Raw genomic sequence first — 18,695 nt, 5'->3', positions numbered from 1 at the left:
CTCCTCAGCACCTTACATACCTCCGTTTAAAGCCAAGCTTCCCACGCGTCATCCACTTCTCGATTGTCGCTGTGGCATCCAATACAGCGGGTTTTTTCCCTGGTCGCTCCAATTCAATCTGCCCGATTTCCCGTGACACCTCGAGGGCCTTTTCGTGAAGCGGGACGAAAGAAATGGCAACTGTGTACACAAAGTTGTTCATAGAAGACTGCGCGCGTGGAGGTGCGGAATGAATTGTCATCTTCACGACATCTAACAATCGACTAATCTTCTCGACATCGAATTCTTCGTCTTTTCGGTTGCCGAGTAGACAGCAATACGTACTCCATCCAGCAGAGCGCTTCAACTCCTCGCCACTTTCAATCCAAGTATCCGCGACTTCTTGAGCGATTGACGCTTCTGATAAAGTAACGGCCACTACATAATCGGACAACATGTAAAAATATGCGGTCTCCATCCACCGGTCAAAATCCTCTGCAGTCATCGCGTCTGGATCTGCAATGACACCTGCAAAATACATCGCATCGTAATTTCCTGTTGCGTACAATTCTTCAGCAAGCGGTTGATTACGTTTGATAAGTTTCTTCATCGGTTTCATTGCCCCCGTTGCGACGCCGAAAAGAGGTTCTCTCGCGCCGTTACCCAAATATAACTTTTTTGTTCGTTCCGTTCCGAGACTTTCTAGTTCATTCATCACTTGTGCAAAGTTCATGCCGTCTCCTCCTTTAGTTCGTGTTTTATTCAGCATACCGAAATAGACAAAAAAAGTCTTAGAAAGTTCAAGCTTTTTTGATTTACTTCTTACTAGAATGTGGTATTCTTTTCTCATTGCGCTCATCGAGCAAACACTTTGAGTTAGGGGGTCTTCACCTTGAAACTACGCGTTTCTGCTGTTCAATATCATCTTCACACCATCCAAAACTTTCAACAGTTCGCCGATCAAGTGACACACTACGTCAAGACGGCAGCTGAGTTCAATACAGAGTTTATTTTATTCCCGGAATTCGTCACGACCCAGTTGCTGTCAATTTCTGAAACTGGCCAAGGCCAACCGATTCAAAACCTGACACTTTATACAGACGCGTATCGTGAACTATTCTCACAACTTGCGATGGAGCACGGCGTCTACATTATCGGTGGAACGCATGTTATGCAAAAAGGCGATCACCTCTACAACGTCGCTCATTTGTTTTCTCCCGATGGGCATATCGGAGAGCAAGCAAAGCTTCATTTAACACCAACCGAAGTGTCCGAATGGGGTATCACACCAGGAGATTCGCTTCGTATTTTTGAAACGCCTAAAGGAAAAATCGCAGTCATTACGTGTTATGACATCGAGTTTCCGGAAGTTGTACGAATGGCACGAGGGATGGGAGCAGACGTCATCTTCTCACCTTCCTGCACAGATGACCGCCACGGATTTAACCGCGTGCGCTACACAAGTCACGCTCGTACAATCGAAAATCAGGTGTATGTGGTCACAACAGGTACAGTCGGTTCTCTTCCGACAGTCGACTTTATGCGTGGAAACTTTGGAGAAGCAGCAGTTATCACACCAAATGATGTCCCGTTCCCACAAGACGGCATCCTTGTGAAAGGCGAAATCAACAACGATATGGTCATCACAGCGGACCTTGATCTTTCACTTCTCTATGAAGTACGCGAACATGGTTCTGTAACTACATGGCGCGACCGTCGTTTTGATTTGTACCCTGACCTGGGGAAAGTCGAGACAGAGACGTTGCCGACACCGGAATGGGTAACTGCCAACCGCAACGTGCGCGTATAATATGTTCACTAAAAAAAGGAGCGATTTGAGATGGAGTATGTACAAATCATGGGTATAAATGATCCGTTGTTTCCGAAAATGCACAAGTTGATGCAGGATGTGTTTCCTGCAGAAGAAGTACTTGAATATAGTTTATGGGAAGGTCCCCTACAAGACCCGACGATTCGTATGTTTGTAGCTGTTGAAGACGGCGAAGTAGTGGGCGCGACGGAATATCGTTTCTATCCGGACCGCAAATTATCCATGACAGATTTCACATTGATTGGAAAAGAGGGGCTTGGCGTTGGTCCGTTCCTAGCGAAGAAACGTCATGAAGATTTGATGCATTTATCGTTTGAAAATGGCATCGAGTTAATTGGCGTGTTTGCGGAGATTTATGACCCGTACCGTGCGGAGCGTCATGATTTTGGTGGACTGCAGGCGATGAATCCGTTTGTTCGTCGTGAAGTTTTGGCGCATCTTGGATTTAAGAAATTAGACTTCACATACGTACATCCTTCATGGACGAATGAAGGCGACGCAGTGACCGAACTGGATTTCTGCTTCCTTCCTTTTGCAGACCTTGAGTCCATTCCAGGAGCAGAAATTGCAGATTTCTTGAAGATGTATTATGCCATCTTGTCTGAAAAGCCAAAAGCTTGGCAGGATATGATTACTCACTTGGAAGCAGCTGGTGAAGTGAAGTTACTAGCTTTATAGTTGTTAATCAAAAGAACCCCAAGATTCTCTCACTCGAGAAATCCTGGGGTTTTATTTTTATAGAAATAGCGCGATGAAATTGAAAATTCCGGTATTGCTCGTTTACGCGGACACTGAATTCGGTTTTGCGGACATTGAACCTACCTTTCTCGGACATTGAATTCATGTTTGCGGACATTGCTCGTTTACGCGGACACTGAATTCGGTTTTGCGGACATTGAACCTACCTTTCTCGGACATTGAATTCATGTTTGCGGACATTGCCCGTTTACGCGGACATTAAATTCGGTTTTGCGGACATTGAACCTACCTTTCTCGGACATTGAATTCATGTTTGCGGACACTAGAAAAACCCCCACCCCTCATCTGCCTGTTGACAGTGAAAAGTTGGGGCTTTTATTATTTCGGACGATCCATTGAAAAGATTTCACCAATCTCTGCATAGCTGGTTCCGGCTAAGCGACTTACCGCATTCAAAGCTCTCGGATCGATACGTCCATTGCTATAAATCTCTTCATCTATATGAAAACGGACGACACGACCAATCAGTAAATCGCTACCGGCATCGCCTTCATGGAATGGAATGGCTTCGACAAGTCGACATTCCATACGCACTTTTGCTTCTCGGATTCCTGGAACAGCAACCACTTCACTAGCTACTGGAGTGAGTCCTGCACGAATTAACTCACTCTCATCTGGCGCCAAACTAGCAGCCGTTTCATTGATTTTTTCAACATTGTCCCGGTCGACGATATGGACCACAAACTCTTTTGTCCTGTAGATATTGCGTGCCGTATCCTTGTGACCCGAAGCAGGTCGCTGTATAGAAAGAGAAACCATCGGCGGGTTAGACGAAACAATGGAAAAATAACTGAATGGCGCGCCATTGATGACACCATTTCCAGAGTCCGTCGTGACAAAAGCAATCGGTCGAGGAATGATACTGCCAATCAATAACTTGTAATTTTCACGTTCTGTCTGCGCGTTTGGATCAAAAGAAAGCATCGCACTACCTCCTAGTTGGACTATTTGGGTACAGAAATCGGAATCAAGCGGTCTTCGATTCGAGAACGGTACTGCTCATACTGAGCCGGCAACATTAACTGTTCACCCATTGTTTCCAAAGACTCATCATACCCAAAGCCTGGTGGATCTGTTGCAATTTCAAATAAAATTTCTCCCGCTTCCCGGAAATAGATAGCATTGAAATAATTCCGGTCTTTGATATCCGTCACTTGCTCGCCTTTGTCATAGACATACGCCTGCCACTCTTTGTGATCCGCGTCGTCTTCAGCACGCCACGCAATGTGATGAACAGTCCCAACTCCCATTGTACCGACAACACCCGTCACTAGTTTCAAATCAACAGTATTGCCAATATCAGCTGACGATGTAAAGCGTCGGTAATCCCCTTCTTCTGCGACTTTTTCTAGCCCCATCACTTCGGTCAACGTGCGTTCAGTCGCTTCTGGATTTGTCGAATACAATCTCGCACCTGCAAATCCTTTGATAGCTACGTCCGGAGTTACATCACCGATTGTCCATTCGTTATCAGCACCCGCTGCTCTTTCAACTAGTTCTAGGTGAAGGCCATGTGGGTCATCGAATTGCACAACATTTTCACCAAATCGCACTGCTTTTTTAAATGGAATCGCTTCAGATGCCAATCGATTCACCCAAAACGGAAGACTACCGACTGGAACAGCATAGCTCGTTACGCCAACTTGCCCGTCTCCAATCGTCCCTTGGTAAGCATTCACCCACGGGAAGAAAGTTATGATTGTTCCCGGACGGCCGCCTTTGTCTCCAAAGTACAGGTGATACGTTCCCGGATCATCGAAATTGACTGTCTTTTTCACGAGACGCAGCCCGAGTACGCGTCCATAAAAATCTACATTTTCCTGTGGATGGCCGACGATTGCTGTAATGTGATGAATACCTGCTGTTTGTTTTTTCATGCGGTTTCTTCCTTTCCTGTTCTTGTAAGTTTAGTATACGCTCCATTTATCTTGAATTCAAGATAATTGTTTTGATTCGAAATTTCTCTTTCGGAGTAAATATGCTACGCTAAATAAAAATAGGAAACGAGATGATAACTAGATGATCCAGCCTCCGCGCTTTGCGAATTCCCTTCTTGAAACTAAGCTTGCTGCAATCCCTCTTCATGAAGACCCTGAGGTTTTCAATGCTGCTTTATCAGACGAAGTAATGCAAGAAACGACCTACAAAAGCTTACATATTGAAAATAGTATGTTCACCAACTGTGCATTTACAGAGAGTGAATTTTTACAAGCAGACTGGCAAGATGTACGTTTTGAGAACTGTGATTTTTCCAACGTCACGCTCACTAAATGCACGTTAACACGCGTGGAATTTCTCAATTGCCGAATGACGGGTGTCGAGTTTGGAGAGTCGCATCTGCACGATGTGCGGTTCGGGACGTGCGTGATGGATTATGCCCTATTTGGGTCTGGAAAACTTCGCACTAGCAGGTTTGAGTCGTGTAAGCTCGACTTCGCCCACTTCTATTCCACACTGCTTGAGACTGTAGCATTCGCAGACTGTTCATTAGAAGAAGTGACATTTGAGCAGACCTCTTTAGCAGGAATTGACTTGAGCTCGAATCACTTCACCCAGCTCAAAGTGGGTCTTGAAGAAATAAAGGGAAGTCATGTCTCGCCGATGCAAGCATTACAGTTTGCGACTTTATTTGGCCTTGTTATAAAAGAATGAAAAAAAGCCCCACAGAAGCATTCTCTGTGGGGTATTGCTATCTAAACTTGATGTGGCGTTCGTACATCTTCGCCGGACCATACCGTGATTCCTGTAGTGTTGTCTTTGGCAGCACGAATCATTGTCGCAGCAAGTTCATCTGTTGGAAGTGGTCTCTGACTTTTCGCAAGACCTAGTTTATTCACTAGTTGAATGGCCTTCAAACCAAACTTTTCACCTACCCGGTCGCTCTCTTTTCGGTCGAGTATAGGTGGTTGCAAAATCGTGATGGCATCAAACGGCAATTTCTTGACCGCTTCTTCAAGCTGCCCTTTCATACGGGAATAAAACACGCGGGAGTTCGAATCCGCACCCGTCGAGGAAACCAAAACGTAACGAGGGACGCCGTTCGCACTCGCAGCATCGGCAAATTGGTACTGGTAGTCATAATCGACTTTCCATTGCTTGTCTTGGCTCCCCGCTGCTTTAATAGTCGTTCCCAAGCAGGAGAATAGCACATCTCCCTTCACGAGTTGATGCCAATGCTGTGGTCGGTCGAAGTCAATCGTGTGGGCATGGAGTTTGTCATGGCGAAGTCCAAGGTCTCTTCGCACGAACAAGCTGACTTGTTCCATTTCGGAATCCGCCAAAAGCTGTTCGACTAAATCTTTCCCTGTGGCACCTGTCGCACCAATCACTAACGCATGCATCGTAATTCCCCCCACTTGAACAATTTTCTTAAGTATACGCCATTCTGCACCCATTGACCTCTTTGACGCGTCTTTTTTACCAGAAATTGCGTGGCTGCGTACGAAAGGTCTATGGAAAGGTGCAACACCCATCGATACCTACCGTGAAATCATGGGCGTGCCACTTCCGGTCGTCTGGCAAACCTTATGTCCCGAACATTCGCGCAGCACAAGACAACGGCTTAACGAGTATCGGTGTGCGCTTTATAAATCAAAAAGCTGATGACCACTAGTGAGTCAACAGCTTTTTTGTTACGCTTTTTTTAATTTGAAATGCAATACAAATAATAGGATTGTAATCAATGTGAACGCTGTTAATGCGAGGAACGGAATCGTCACAAACCCGAACCAGTTGATGTATTGAACGTTACACGGTACACCTTGCACACAAGGCTTGATGTTTGCAAATCCAGGCACTTTTTGTACGAGGTAGTGGTATAGCGAAATGCCTCCACCGATTAAAGTCAGCGGCAATACGTACAAACGCATCCGCACATCATTTGTGAACGCTGCAATCCCCAGCACTATCGTCAGTGGATACATGAAGATTCGTTGGATCCAACACAATTCACACGGTACAAATCCTCGGATATTGCTGAAGTATAAACTACCAAGCGTTGCCACTAATGCCACAAGCCAAGCAAAATAAAGCGCATAATTTTCAATGAATCCCTCGCGCGTCGATTTAGTCATTGTTCGTCTGCCCTTGTTCGATCAGCATCGCAATCATCTCATAATCAAACGGATCTTCAAGGAACACACCGTTGACGTAAATGGTCGGCGTGAACGGTACACCAAATTCCTTCACAAGTTCATTGTCACGTGTAACTTCCTGCACGATAGCAGATTCCTCAGATGCCATGTCGGTGCGCATCTTATCGATGTCGACTCCAGGAGCTGTCGCTTCAGCGATTTCCGCCATCTTATCAATCGTCACCCATGGCTCGTCATGTTGTTGCGAAGCAGGTTGTGCATCGTACACAGCTTTATTGAATGCCCAGAAGTTTTCAGGGTCTTGTTCGAAAACAGATTCAGAAGCTAGAGAAGCAATGACTGATTCTTCTCCGTGGAAAAGAACATTAATGTAGCTCAAGTTTGCTTTCCCAGTCTCAATGTAATCCTCGACCAGTTTCGGGTAGATCGTCTCTCCCCACTGCTTACAAGATGGACATTTGTAATCGCCAAACTCTACGATTTCAACTGGTGCATCCGCATCCCCAAGCATCGGTTGCCCTTCTGTAGGTGGGTAGACTCGTTCTGTTTCTTGCGGCACTTCAGTTGCCGTTGTACCGGTATCTCTGTTCATATAAAGGACGATGCCCACGATGACGACTGCTAGAGCCAGTGTGGCGAGCATGATTTTTTGATTTGTTTTCATGGAATTTCCTCCTTACAGGTGGTGCACTTAGTTTATCATAGGGTAGCCGGGTATGCGGTTACAATTATGTGACGAGTTTCGTGGAGTGTTTAACGCCCGAAAGTGGTGCATTAGCGACCGAGTCGGACCACTTAAAGACCGTAGTGGTTCCATTAACGCCCGACTTGACCCCATTAACGCCCCAAGTGATGTTATGGAAACTAATCGGCGCATAAAAAAGCCCCGGCAAGCCTCCTCAAACAAAGGACGCCAACCGGAACGCGCAAGTTTCTACTCAAGTGTCAATTTATACAATTTGTCATCGTTATCACTAGGGTTGCCTCGGCTGTAGTGAGATAACCCCAGGATTTGTATTATCGATTTAATTTTTCGATTTCTTGTGAAATAGCTTCTATGTCAATTCGTTCATACAGAGGCTGTACTTCTACTAATTGGATTGGCAAGTTCTCCACTGGTTCCCAGCTATCATAAACGTCACCTGTCATTCGCTCAACTTGATGAGAACCAAACGGGATGAACGGCTTTACCAACTGCGCTATGTTTTGAATAGCATAGACACATGTAGCAAGAGTTTCTTTTGCCCTTTCCTCATTATCATTTACAGAAATCCAAGGTTTCTGCTCATCGAAATAACGATTCATCTCTCGTATGAATTCAAACAATACTTCTAATGATTGTTTCAGTTCGGCTGCTTCAATCAGTTTCCCTGCTTCTTCGTAAAGTAACCTAATCCTAGTCATTACCGCAGGATCCACTTCACTTTCCGGAACCTTACCTTCGTAAGATTTCTCTATAAACTTGAATGTTCGATTTATTAAATTGCCATATGCCCCAAGAAGTTCACTATTGTGGCTATAAATAAATTCTCTCCATGAAAAATCCGTATCTCGATTTTCCGGTGCATTCATAGTCAAGAAATAACGAAGGCTATCCGGATGATAGCGTTCTAGAACGTCGGGTACCCATACGGCCCAGTTTTGGCTCGTTGAAATCTTTCTTTTCTCAAGCGTCATATATTCATTTGAAACAATGGCTGTCGGTCTCGCTTTTAGTTCAGCGCCACTAAGAATAGCGGGCCAAATAATCGAGTGAAACGGAATATTGTCTTTCCCGTGCACATAATAGCTCCTCACGCCGGCTTCCCACCACTTGTCATGGGAAACTCCTCTCTCTTCAGCCCATTTTCGACTTGCCGTATAGTAACCTGCGACGGCTTCTATCCATACGTAGATTTTCTTCCCTTCAAACCCTTCGACGGGAACTGGAACACCGTTTGGCAAATCTCTTGTGACAGCTCGGTCATGAACGCCTTCACTTAAATAGCGGGCCGTTAACTTTAAAGCATTATCACGCCAACCGCCTTTTCTTTCACTCTTCTTGACGAGATTTTCTAGCTCTTTTTGAAATTGGCTAAAGGCGAAATAGAAATGACTTGTCTCTCGTATTTCTGGTGGATTGCCACAAATTTTGCACTGCTTTTCAAGTAAGTCTAGTGGATCCAAAATAGTGGAACACATTTCGCACTGGTCACCACGCGCCTTCGCTCCGCAAACAGGACAAATTCCTTCAACAAACCGGTCGGGAAGAAATTGATTGTCAAATGCGCAATAAGCTTGATCAATCGTCATAGTATATAAATGGTCATTGTTTAGAAGTTTGAGAAAGAGCTCTTGCACATACTGATGATGTTTGGAATCGTCTGTTCGTGTGTAGATGTCGTAAGTAAACCCAAGTTTTCTAAACGTTTCATCAAACTCTTGATGGTACCGATCAGCAATATCCTTTACAGATTTCCCTTCTTGATTGGCTCGAATCGAAATGGGTGTGCCGTTGCAATCGCTTCCCGATACATAAAGTACTTCTTCCCCTTTTTGACGATGGTACCTGGCTAAACTATCTCCCGGCAACAGTGCAGCAATATGGCCGACGTGCAATGAACCATTCGCATAAGGCCAAGCCCCTCCAATAAATACTGGCATAGTACTTCCTCCTTTTGGGCACAAAAAAAGCCCTCATCGATTGACTCGATTAGGACGAACATGTCGTGGTACCACCTAAATTCGCATAAGACTCACATCTTATGCCTCTGCCAGTACGTGTGCATACTGCTGCTGTTGTAACGAGTGCACGTCTCGGCGCAGCCTACTAAACGGTTCGGTGCGCAGCTCAAAGGCCATTTTCATTTCAGGACATCTGCTTCATTTCCACCATCAGAAGCTCTCTATAAGAATTGCTGAACTTACTTTCCTTCTCATCGCTATTTTTTAAGTTGTGATTAGAATAGCACTTATTCCCAAATTGCACAATATTGGAATTGAGTTATGCTACACTTTTCATAAAGATATTTATAAACGGAGACAATCAAATGAAAACACAAACTACTGTACCCGCATTAACTTTAAAGCGAAGAAACAAACCGGATAAAGAGTTTCTTTTATTCCCTTCAAACGAAACACTTTACTTACTGCCGAAACTTGCCGGGTCTTATGTTATAGATACAGTTACAGGAGACTCTTTACTACTGGGTGGATTATTTTATGGCCTTTCTAAATATCTGATGAAAAAAGATAAAGAAAAGCTAACGGACTACATGGCAGCCTTCCGTGAAGGAAATACTGACTATTTCAACATACAGAAAAAAGCCATCTCTATTCCTTTTAGAGAGATTGAAAAAATCACGATTTCTATGAAAAATCCATATAGTAAGGAATTGTGGTATGACAGCAAGTTGACTATACATAGTACCAGTGCTGAAACGTACGACTTTTATGTGGGTTCTGATGAACAACTTTCTGAAGTGGAATCGTTTTGTGCCATTTACCTTTCGGAAGTTCCAATAGAAAAGAAGTGAGATAGCTCTAGCTTTTGTTTCAATAAAACAAGATAAGACTTATGAGATAACCCCTGGGGTTGTCTCATAAGTCTCCATTTGTTTCGAGCAGTTTCATTATATAGGAGTCTAGCTCATCTGACTTCAGTTCATAATATAAATTGGTATCCTGAATATGTAGTTTTTCAGAGCCCGTATCAATTAAAGTAGCGCCTTTGTCATTTTTCAGACTGATTCTATACTTAAAAGTAGAGCCGATATAATTATTAAAATAACTCCTATTCAACTGTTGAATCGATATTATTTCTTGAACATGAATTACTTCATCTTCCATTAACTCATACGTATAGTAGTCATTTGCCGACAAATACTCAATCGACACTAACTCAATAGAGGTGAATGAGTTAATCTCCCTTTGTGCTAATACTTCTTCAAATGATTTATCTTGATTCGCATAGAGAATAATAGCCATAATTATCACACATACAATCCCTAAAACCCAACTTAACTTGCCTTTTATTAATCTCACTACACCTCTCCCCTCCATAACTCATCACCGATGGCCATCTTTCCTTGCCTGAATATATCCATAGTATGTACATGTTCCGTGCGAATGAAGATCCTTCACTTCAAAGCCGCATTGCTCGTAAAATGTGAAATTGTTTGACGACGTATGCGCGAACCAATCGCCATGCAGAAGTTTTTCAATACAGAGCCCAACTAACTTCTTACCAATTCCTTTTCCCCGATAATCGCTATGAACGACTAAATCCAAGATGTTCGCGACCATCACTTGATCAGAAATCACACGGATCATTCCAATCATTTTATCGGAGTCCCACACGGTAAACGCCCATGTCGCATTCTCAAAAATCAGCGCGTATTTTTCTTTTTGCCATTCCGGTAGTGGTTTCGCCCAGCCTGCGTCCAGGAAAAGTTCTTCTACACGGTTTGCATCTATCCCATTTGTGCCTTCACGAATGACGTGTCCATTAAAGTATTGGTACATTTTGTTCCCCCTTAGTGATTAGTGCTAACTCATCGCGTAACATTTCTTTATAATCCGACCGTCTCCAAAGCGTAACCGCCTCTAGTTCACCTAATTTATCGACCAAGTTCTCTACAATTCGGTACCCGAGGTAATAGGCAAACCGCGTTGCACCAAATCGAGTTCCACCATTGATTGAAAACCACTCACGAAACAAATCACTTTGATCCAAATTCTTTAAATCTTCAATGAGAGCAGTTGCAAGTTCTTTCTCGTTAGCTTTTGCAAAAGCTAGCCAGTCTTCTCCTTGCTGGTCATATGTGAAGTAGATAGATTCCGGGATATCTACGACTTGCATGGAATGATACGTTGCGACCCCTTCTTGAAGTAAGGTGGTATACGGGCTCATCCAGTCAAGTTTGGCCCATTCCATCCCAAGTTGATCTGTGCGTGCATTATGCAGGGCATGACCCAACTCGTGTGCAATAATTGCATCCAGTGTGACATCTTCTGGTGAAAGTTTTTCTAAACAAAATGTGATGTCCGGAAAGATTTGCTTATGTGTAAATGCGTTGGACCCAAATGCGCCGACAATCATGTGGACATCTTGATCAAGAGTCACCGGATATAAAGATTCATACTTCTGCACAATCTTTAAAATTCGGCTCTCCATCTTGTCACTGTTCTCTTGAATTGCTGGCAAGAGTTCTTGATAGCGTATAAGAGCTAATTTCTTCTTTTCTTCTGGACGATAACAGTGATACGCAAAATATTCTTTAAAGTGCGGAGCAAACTTAGAATAATAGCCATCTAAAAACTCAGTAGTGGGTTCATAGTTACTCAGAAAATAGGAAACTGTGTTATAGATTTTCATTCTAGTCCCCCACAACCCGATTTCGCTTTTCCTTGCGCTGTTGTTGCTTCTTAAAATAATCATCGAACCCCATGAACATTCCGAGTCCCACTAGCACAACGCCACTAAGTTTTGTTCCGATCATCTGAACCGTCGAATGCGCTTCGTTGTTCAAAGCAATCAGTACAAATCCAATTAGTATTAGTAGTGTTCCGAACATCATTAAAAACGCCTTGAATGCACCTTTCATCATTTTCATATTGTTTAACCCCTTCCCCTAATCAATCATTCTCTATATATCCTAAATTCTAGAAGTAATTCTAATCAGTATACTTCTGTATCCATTTTCTGTATACCAAATTCATGCTATTTCTCATTATTTCCCAACGATAGGAAAAGCCCAGCTCTATTTTAGTAGAGAGGGCTTTGATATGTATGATCGTTCTTCTAAAACTTATAATCTTTCGCTTTCGTCATAGGAATTTCATTGCGCTTTGAAAAACGAACAAGTGCGGCCTCTAGACCTTGTGGAAAGAAGTCGAACAAGCGAATAGTAATTCCTTGCTTTCGCTTCAATACTGCTCCCATCTTCACAAATCCGAACCTTCGAAAATGAATTTCGGTTAAGTCTTCGGGAGTAATTTGTTTCCGGTAAAGAGGAAGTTTGTAAAGAAAGACTCCAAATTGAAGTGTGCTTTCAGATACATGCAATTCATATGTAATAAACAATGATAGAACAAGGAAAGCTATAAAAAAGTATGGATAATACAGAATGCCTTCATTGAGAGAAATCGCCAAATTCGGTATGCCAATCAATACGATGAAACTAATAAAAGCTGTTTGGGTGGAGTAGCTTTATAGGTCATGAGTTGCCTCTTCTAAAGTATCTTTAGGATTCGGCCCGAAGCGATTTGGAAAGCTTTCACCGTCGTAGCAGAACATCATCAATAAAAGAAGTGGACCAAGAATCGGTAAAAGAATAATCAGTACCCACCAGCCGCTGTATCCGAGATCATGCATTCTTCTGACACTGACTGAAATGTTTGGAAGGAAGATTAGTAGACTTAATATCCCAGATAAAAGACCGATGTTAGGGTTTAGCATCCACCCGTTTAGAATATCTATTGTAGATGTTGCAATTCCAATCAATAGGGCAATTAACGTAAACATCCAATATTCTTTTTGTCTGGCTCTTCCTTTAAATACAAATGCTTTTTTCATTACAATCAAAAACCATTTCATTGCGCGTCACCTATCTTTCTAGTTTAAGTATAAGAGAAATATAGGTGGGTGTATATTTAAATTTTGGGATAAATAGTTATTTTTTGAGTTAATCGGTTAATCACCATAACTCGTGGTTGACAGTAGAATGATTTAATAATTTAAGTGAATAGAAAAAAGCGAAAACTCCTATCGTAATTGTTGTCTAGACAACATACGCTTTATTTTCGTGAAGTTTATAAAAAACGCTCAAAATAATTTAGTGTCCAGTCCTTAAGAATAGCCCTATTTGACGCTTCTCTTTCTTCATTTCTTTGATGACATCCAACAAAAATCCGGGAGTTGGTGGACACCTTCATCCATCAACTCCCGGATCTTCTTTACTCTTCTTTATATACTGACTCAACTTACTTATTAACAATTTTCCTACTACAACTGGAAGCGGCTCCCAAAAGGTACCTGGACCCCACACAACATCAACGCTATTTATGATTATCCACTTTCAAACGCAGGAATGCGGGTTCATTTTGAATATCCGATGAATAGTCTTGAATGTCTGAATTGTTTTTGGGACAGGTACCTTTTTTAAACCGGCAACTATTTTTGTAAATAAAACAATTCGTAAAAGTACATTTAAACGAACAAAAAATGAATTTCAGTATTCAAAAAGACCAATCATAATGATTGGCCTTCCTTCCTTTCTTTACCCTATAAAAGTAATGGCATCTATAATAGCCTTGCATTCTTCAATCAACTCTTGATCGGCCTCGTCTGTTAATCTTGCAGCTCGGGCCAATGGATCAATTGCTTTTATCTTTTCGCACAATACATATCCAGTTGTCTGATTGTGTGCTGCGCTATTCTTGTTATTCTTAGTTCTTCCATTTACCGGTACATGAGTTGGGTATCCTTTATTCGTATTAGTAATTGGCAAAACCCAAATTAAATCGGTCTCTTTATGTACATTTTCTTCTGAAACTACGATGGCTGGACGATAACCTTGCTGTTCGTGTCCTTTTGCTGGGGACATGTCGACCTTTATAATGTCACCAACTTTAAAAAACCTTGTCATCACTATTCCTCCAATTAAATAGTGCCTGTACTATTCCATTAAGGATTAAGTACAGACACATAATCTTTAAGCCTATTAACTGATCACCAGTCTTCTTTTCCAACTGGTTCTACTTCATCCCAAAGTGATTCAGGTTCAGGCTTTCCGCCATTGTAACCAACAAATAACTTTTGAAACGGCGTTAACTTGCTTTTTCGAACCAACGAAATTCGATTGGGTTCAATCTCTACATCAAATACAGCATCATCAGTTGCATTGAATCCGGCTTCCTCGAGGATATCTCTTGTAAGTCGAACTGCTTTACTGTTACCCCAATTCTGAAGTTTAGCCTCTCGGTGACTAACTTTTTGCTTAACTTGCGGCATGTGAATCAACTCCTCAGAGTGCTATTTATATACTTAGTATATACAACGTATCTACATTCTGCAAGCAAAAGCTCCTTTAAGATTCTTTCTATAATGGAACTCGATTAAAAAAGGCCAGCCTTTGCAAAAGACTTTTCTAATCAATCCAGCTATTTATTTTACTTCTGATAATCCAGCAATATGTAAACTGTTTAAGCATGCATGTTGTGCTCTCGTTGGAACGTGAAAGTCTACTGAAACTTCTGCTTTATGCTCATCTTATTGGATACTATTTAAGGGTAAGCAGCGACAGTTACTGCTAATCCTTGATTATTGGTAAACTTAATGAGAAACGAGGTGACTTATTATGATCAAAATAATTGATAATCAGAAACTCGAATTGCAGTACAAAAAAGGATTTGGAGCGTGGACGTATCATATTAGACTTCCTGGCACGGCCAGTATTCAAGGGAAATGGGGATACCTAAAGGTGTCTGGTACAATTGATGACTTTGAAATAAAAAGCATTAATTTGGCTCCAAGAAAAAATGAAGACAAGATTATTTCAATCAATCAAGAAGTTAGAGACGCAGTTGGCAAAAGTGGTGGCGATATGGTAATGGTCACTTTATATCTGCATGATTAGCCTACTAAGAAGATAAGCAAATCGAATTCCCAGGTTAGACAAAAGGTTTTCTCAAAGTTCCTTATTTAGGAGCTCTGACCATTCATCATATGGTTTTTTGCTACTTATAGAGTTTTATGAATTAATATAACTACTTCGTGACATCGATTATTTAGGTGTCACTTCAAGAGATAACATGAACCAATTTCAAGCTATATTTTGTACCGGAGTTTTAAAAAACCAGTAGCCTTCTATAAGGATTACTGGTTTTATAATTATATATTTCATTTAGAAAGACTTCCGATAAGGGGTCATATGTAAACTAATCACCTCTATATCTTTCATAACTCAGTTTCATATTTGACTGAACCTCAAACTGGCATCTTCTGTTATAGTATTCTATGTTTATACTAATATAATAGATATTTTAGAAGCGAATGAAATGAGGTATGAAAGCATGGAGCATATATTAGTGATTGAAGATGACGAAAAAATCCAAGAATTTTTGACAAGTGCTTTATTAGAGATTAATGCTGATTTCCGTATCCATTTTGTAACGATTTGAAGAAAATGAAGTGGTTTTACTCAGATATACTACAGTTAAACCTCATATGGGATGATGAAGGTTCGATTGCATTTAAGATTGGTGAACACCAATTAAGTATAGATTACAATGAAGATTTTAATCCACCATCAAAAAAGTTTGCCATTCAACCAGGTTGGCAAGGTGGAACAGAACCTAGGATAGGTTGGTCTTTAGAGTGTAATAGAGAAGATTTTAATGACATTGTCCATTCCATAGTAAGTAATCAAATACCAAGATATTTTATTGAGCCAAAATGGAAAGGGTATTGGAGTTTTCCTGTTTTAGATCCAATGAATCATACGATAGAAATTACTTGTACAGAAAAGGATCTTCACCTATAAATCTTTAAGTGAAACAAGCTGTTTAACTTATTTACATTTTTCATAAACGGGTGCTTTAGTTGAATAAAACATTATTATTTAATAGAACTTCCAGAAAAATGGAAGTTCTAATTTTTTACCTTATATCACCAATAAACATTAACATAGCCATGTATTAAAAGAATCTAATAAGAAAAGAGAAGAAGCTTTTTTGACTTCTTCTCTTCCTATAATTTCTTCTATGTTAACTATATTTAACTATCCAAAGTCTTAAAACCTTTGTTTGACTTTAATCTCATTTAAAACGATACCTCAAAAGTTAAAGAATTCAACTTTTGGGAGGCAGCACTTCTCGTGTACGACTTTTAAACACGGGGTTTGACAGGTCTAATTCTTTAGCTTTAATGTCATCGCATTAATAGCCACGATAACGGTGGATACGGACATCAGAACTGCTCCTACTGCAGGAACCAACGTAATTCCAATGAAAGCTAGACCCCCCGCAGCTATGGGAATGGCGATAAAGTTGTATCCGGCTCCCCACACGAGGTTCTGTTTCATTTTACCGGTTGTTTTGTTGGCCAATTCGATAAAGGATTCAATATCTCCTGGATCCGACTGAGTCAAAATCACATCAGCGGAATCAATGGCGACTTGCGTTCCCGCACCGACTGCAATACCCACGTCTGCTATTGCAAGGGATGGTGCATCGTTTACGCCGTCGCCGACCATAATGACCGTTTGTCCATTATTTTTCAGTGATTCCACTAAATCATATTTATCTTGCGGCGATTGATTGGCTCTGTATTCAATGCCCAGTTTCTCTGCTACTCCTTGGGCAGCCGTTTCATTGTCGCCTGTAGCCATAATCGGTTTTATATTGTAATGCTTCAATGCCTGTATCAGCGTTCCGCTCGTTTCTTTCAATTCATCGCCTAATGCGACCGTACCAATCGGATCCCCGTCCTCAACCAGTATACTTAATGTTGCCCCTTTGGGAACATCCACCGCTACATCTCTTCCAAGTGCCTTTTGGCTGATCAATTCGTATTTGCGGCCATTGGCGTTTCCTTCTATACCCGCACCCGACACAACATCAATCGAATCAAAGTGGACAGGCTGAATCCCTTGTTTCTCAGCGTATTGGACTATTGACTGGGCGATTGGGTGGCTGGATCCGCCTTCAATCCCTGCCATTAACGCCGCGATTTCGGCTTCGGTATGTTGACCATCCAGTGTTTCCATGTTCAAAACTTTAAATTCGCCAGTAGTCAACGTACCCGTTTTATCCAGTATCATTACATCAGCCTTACTTGCTAACTCCAATGCTTCGCGGTCTTTCACCAACAGCCCGCGGCTTGCACCTAAACTGGTGCTTCGTGCAATAACCAGCGGAATGGCAAGGCCGAGAGCGTGTGGACATGCAATGACTAATGTCGTAACCGTAAAAAGAATAGCGGTTTGAATGTCAGCAATGTACAGCCAAACGACAAAAGCGATGAAAGCCACCGCAATGGCGATATAAAACAGCCAGCCGGCTACTTTTTGAGCAAGATTTTCAGCTCTTGAAGGTTGATCCTGCGCTTGGCTTATCAGGGTTTGAACTTGAGAAATGAACGATTGGTCGCCGGTTTCCTGTACTTCAAGATATAAGATGCCTGCACCGTTCGTGGAACCGCCGATTACTTTGTCTCCGGCTCCTTTTTCAATGGGTTTAGATTCCCCCGTCAGCAAAGCTTCATTGATCCGGGAGGTGCCTCTTTTGATGATGCCATCGGCAGGGACATTTTCTCCGGCCTGAACCCGTACAAGGTCTCCGACTTTCAGCTCATTTACGGGACGCGTCTCAATGGCATCGTCTTCCAATACCACATGTGCATCTTTCGGCACCAATTCAGCGAGCGATTTTTGCGCGTCTCCTGCCTCTCCGACAGCCTTCATTTCGATCCAATGTCCAAGGAGCATGATCAACAGCAAGGAAGCAAATTCAAAGAAAAAGTCCATGATGTGTTCGCCAGTCACATAGCGTGCCAGCACCGCATAAATGCTATACAGATAGGAAACGGACAACCCTAAAGAAATAAGGGCCATCATACCCGGCGCTTTTTGCCTGAATTCTTCTATAGCCCCCTGAAAGAAAGGTTTCCCCCCATAAACCAATAAGATGGTTGCTAATCCTGCGACCACAATATCCGAGTATGGAAAAGTGAATTGAAAGGGAAGCCGAATGTCCATCATCGGCGACAATAACAGAATGATGATGCCAACCGGCAGCGACTTCAAGAAAATCTCTTTAAAATTACCGTGGTGATGATGGTCGTGATCATGCCCGCTGTGATCGGAATGGTCATGATGTTCATGGTTCTGGGAGGGATTGCTGTGGTCTTGAATGCCCTCTTTTACTTGAGCTTCATGATAGACATGCCCAACATGTTTGGAATGGTCCATTTTACTGTGATCTGCTTGTTCGTCGTGATGGTGGTGATGGTCTTTTTCACTTTTAGCCATTCAGTACGCCTCCTTCAAAAT

22 protein-coding genes and 1 other annotated feature are annotated in these 18,695 nt (G+C 42.1%); of the genes, 6 read left to right on the top strand and 16 right to left on the bottom strand.

Annotated features, from left to right (window positions below):
- Positions 1-4: 4 nt before the first annotated feature.
- The gene (locus ACF3OH_RS02480) at positions 5-712 is read right to left on the bottom strand and encodes a DNA alkylation repair protein (RefSeq protein ID WP_392455648.1); all 708 of its coding nucleotides are present in this window, start codon (positions 710-712) and stop codon (positions 5-7) included.
- Positions 713-871: 159 nt separating this feature from the next.
- Between ACF3OH_RS02480 and ACF3OH_RS02475 the strand changes: the two genes are divergently transcribed.
- Together ACF3OH_RS02475 and ACF3OH_RS02470 are read left to right on the top strand one after the other, a co-directional pair.
- Positions 872-1,789: a carbon-nitrogen hydrolase family protein gene (locus ACF3OH_RS02475; protein WP_392455647.1), complete on the top strand. Its 918-nt coding sequence runs from the start codon at positions 872-874 to the stop codon at positions 1,787-1,789.
- A gap of 30 nt (positions 1,790-1,819) precedes the next feature.
- Complete coding sequence (locus ACF3OH_RS02470) at positions 1,820-2,488, top strand: GNAT family N-acetyltransferase (RefSeq protein WP_392455646.1); 669 nt, start codon at positions 1,820-1,822, stop codon at positions 2,486-2,488.
- A gap of 399 nt (positions 2,489-2,887) precedes the next feature.
- Here ACF3OH_RS02470 and ACF3OH_RS02465 read toward each other — a convergent pair whose 3' ends face one another.
- Both ACF3OH_RS02465 and ACF3OH_RS02460 read right to left on the bottom strand, forming a co-directional pair.
- Positions 2,888-3,493: a flavin reductase family protein gene (locus ACF3OH_RS02465; protein ID WP_392455645.1), complete on the bottom strand. Its 606-nt coding sequence runs from the start codon at positions 3,491-3,493 to the stop codon at positions 2,888-2,890.
- Positions 3,494-3,513: 20 nt separating this feature from the next.
- Positions 3,514-4,446: a ring-cleaving dioxygenase gene (locus tag ACF3OH_RS02460; protein ID WP_392455643.1), complete on the bottom strand. Its 933-nt coding sequence runs from the start codon at positions 4,444-4,446 to the stop codon at positions 3,514-3,516.
- Between the two features lie 142 nt (positions 4,447-4,588).
- Between ACF3OH_RS02460 and ACF3OH_RS02455 the strand changes: the two genes are divergently transcribed.
- On the top strand, positions 4,589-5,221 hold the full coding sequence (locus tag ACF3OH_RS02455; protein ID WP_204590198.1) for a pentapeptide repeat-containing protein: 633 nt from the start codon (positions 4,589-4,591) through the stop codon (positions 5,219-5,221).
- Positions 5,222-5,262: 41 nt separating this feature from the next.
- Here the strand turns inward: ACF3OH_RS02455 and ACF3OH_RS02450 are convergent, their stop codons facing one another.
- From ACF3OH_RS02450 to metG, 4 genes are all read right to left on the bottom strand, one after another.
- Positions 5,263-5,910: an NAD(P)H-binding protein gene (locus ACF3OH_RS02450; RefSeq protein ID WP_392455641.1), complete on the bottom strand. Its 648-nt coding sequence runs from the start codon at positions 5,908-5,910 to the stop codon at positions 5,263-5,265.
- Positions 5,911-6,201: 291 nt separating this feature from the next.
- Entirely contained in the window at positions 6,202-6,642 is a 441-nt protein-coding gene (locus ACF3OH_RS02445) for a disulfide oxidoreductase (protein ID WP_392455640.1), read from the bottom strand.
- Positions 6,635-7,327, bottom strand: coding sequence for a DsbA family protein (locus tag ACF3OH_RS02440; RefSeq protein WP_392455638.1), 693 nt, complete (start codon positions 7,325-7,327; stop codon positions 6,635-6,637). The genes ACF3OH_RS02445 and ACF3OH_RS02440 overlap by 8 nt, the downstream gene beginning before the upstream one ends.
- Positions 7,328-7,680: 353 nt before the next feature.
- The gene (metG, locus tag ACF3OH_RS02435) at positions 7,681-9,306 is read right to left on the bottom strand and encodes a methionine--tRNA ligase (protein WP_392455636.1); all 1,626 of its coding nucleotides are present in this window, start codon (positions 9,304-9,306) and stop codon (positions 7,681-7,683) included.
- Positions 9,307-9,353: 47 nt separating this feature from the next.
- Positions 9,354-9,591: a binding site (T-box leader), on the bottom strand.
- Between the two features lie 101 nt (positions 9,592-9,692).
- Here metG and ACF3OH_RS02430 point away from each other — a divergent pair.
- A complete protein-coding gene (locus ACF3OH_RS02430) occupies positions 9,693-10,178 on the top strand; it encodes a hypothetical protein (RefSeq protein ID WP_392455635.1) in 486 nt (161 codons plus the stop codon).
- Positions 10,179-10,242: 64 nt separating this feature from the next.
- Here the strand turns inward: ACF3OH_RS02430 and ACF3OH_RS02425 are convergent, their stop codons facing one another.
- From ACF3OH_RS02425 to ACF3OH_RS02390, 8 genes are all read right to left on the bottom strand, one after another.
- Positions 10,243-10,686, bottom strand: a complete 444-nt coding sequence (locus tag ACF3OH_RS02425; protein ID WP_392455634.1) for a hypothetical protein — start codon at positions 10,684-10,686, stop codon at positions 10,243-10,245.
- A gap of 24 nt (positions 10,687-10,710) precedes the next feature.
- Positions 10,711-11,166, bottom strand: coding sequence for a GNAT family N-acetyltransferase (locus ACF3OH_RS02420; RefSeq protein ID WP_392455632.1), 456 nt, complete (start codon positions 11,164-11,166; stop codon positions 10,711-10,713).
- The gene (locus ACF3OH_RS02415; protein ID WP_204591913.1) at positions 11,150-12,019 is read right to left on the bottom strand and encodes a hypothetical protein; all 870 of its coding nucleotides are present in this window, start codon (positions 12,017-12,019) and stop codon (positions 11,150-11,152) included. The genes ACF3OH_RS02420 and ACF3OH_RS02415 overlap by 17 nt, the downstream gene beginning before the upstream one ends.
- Before the next feature lies 1 nt (position 12,020).
- Positions 12,021-12,257: a hypothetical protein gene (locus tag ACF3OH_RS02410; protein WP_392455631.1), complete on the bottom strand. Its 237-nt coding sequence runs from the start codon at positions 12,255-12,257 to the stop codon at positions 12,021-12,023.
- Between the two features lie 188 nt (positions 12,258-12,445).
- Positions 12,446-12,586: a hypothetical protein gene (locus tag ACF3OH_RS02405; protein WP_392455629.1), complete on the bottom strand. Its 141-nt coding sequence runs from the start codon at positions 12,584-12,586 to the stop codon at positions 12,446-12,448.
- A 267-nt stretch (positions 12,587-12,853) separates the two neighbouring features.
- On the bottom strand, positions 12,854-13,240 hold the full coding sequence (locus ACF3OH_RS02400; protein ID WP_392455628.1) for a DUF805 domain-containing protein: 387 nt from the start codon (positions 13,238-13,240) through the stop codon (positions 12,854-12,856).
- A 682-nt stretch (positions 13,241-13,922) separates the two neighbouring features.
- The gene (locus ACF3OH_RS02395) at positions 13,923-14,291 is read right to left on the bottom strand and encodes a type II toxin-antitoxin system PemK/MazF family toxin (protein WP_204591923.1); all 369 of its coding nucleotides are present in this window, start codon (positions 14,289-14,291) and stop codon (positions 13,923-13,925) included.
- A gap of 83 nt (positions 14,292-14,374) precedes the next feature.
- Positions 14,375-14,656, bottom strand: coding sequence for a hypothetical protein (locus ACF3OH_RS02390; protein WP_204591925.1), 282 nt, complete (start codon positions 14,654-14,656; stop codon positions 14,375-14,377).
- Between the two features lie 346 nt (positions 14,657-15,002).
- Between ACF3OH_RS02390 and ACF3OH_RS02385 the strand changes: the two genes are divergently transcribed.
- The gene (locus tag ACF3OH_RS02385) at positions 15,003-15,281 is read left to right on the top strand and encodes a DUF1905 domain-containing protein (protein ID WP_392455626.1); all 279 of its coding nucleotides are present in this window, start codon (positions 15,003-15,005) and stop codon (positions 15,279-15,281) included.
- Positions 15,282-15,830: 549 nt separating this feature from the next.
- Complete coding sequence (locus ACF3OH_RS02380) at positions 15,831-16,187, top strand: hypothetical protein (RefSeq protein WP_392455624.1); 357 nt, start codon at positions 15,831-15,833, stop codon at positions 16,185-16,187.
- Positions 16,188-16,553: 366 nt separating this feature from the next.
- On the opposite strand, the gene ACF3OH_RS02375 is transcribed toward ACF3OH_RS02380, so the two are convergent.
- Positions 16,554-18,674: a heavy metal translocating P-type ATPase gene (locus tag ACF3OH_RS02375; protein WP_392455622.1), complete on the bottom strand. Its 2,121-nt coding sequence runs from the start codon at positions 18,672-18,674 to the stop codon at positions 16,554-16,556.
- Between the last annotated feature and the right edge of the window lie 21 nt (positions 18,675-18,695).

This window comes from Chryseomicrobium aureum, from assembly GCF_043182735.1.
GTDB classification, from domain to species: Bacteria; Bacillota; Bacilli; order Bacillales_A; family Planococcaceae; genus Chryseomicrobium; species Chryseomicrobium aureum.
The sequence above is the reverse complement of the archived record's forward strand: the minus strand, read 5'-3'. Positions and strand labels throughout refer to the sequence as shown.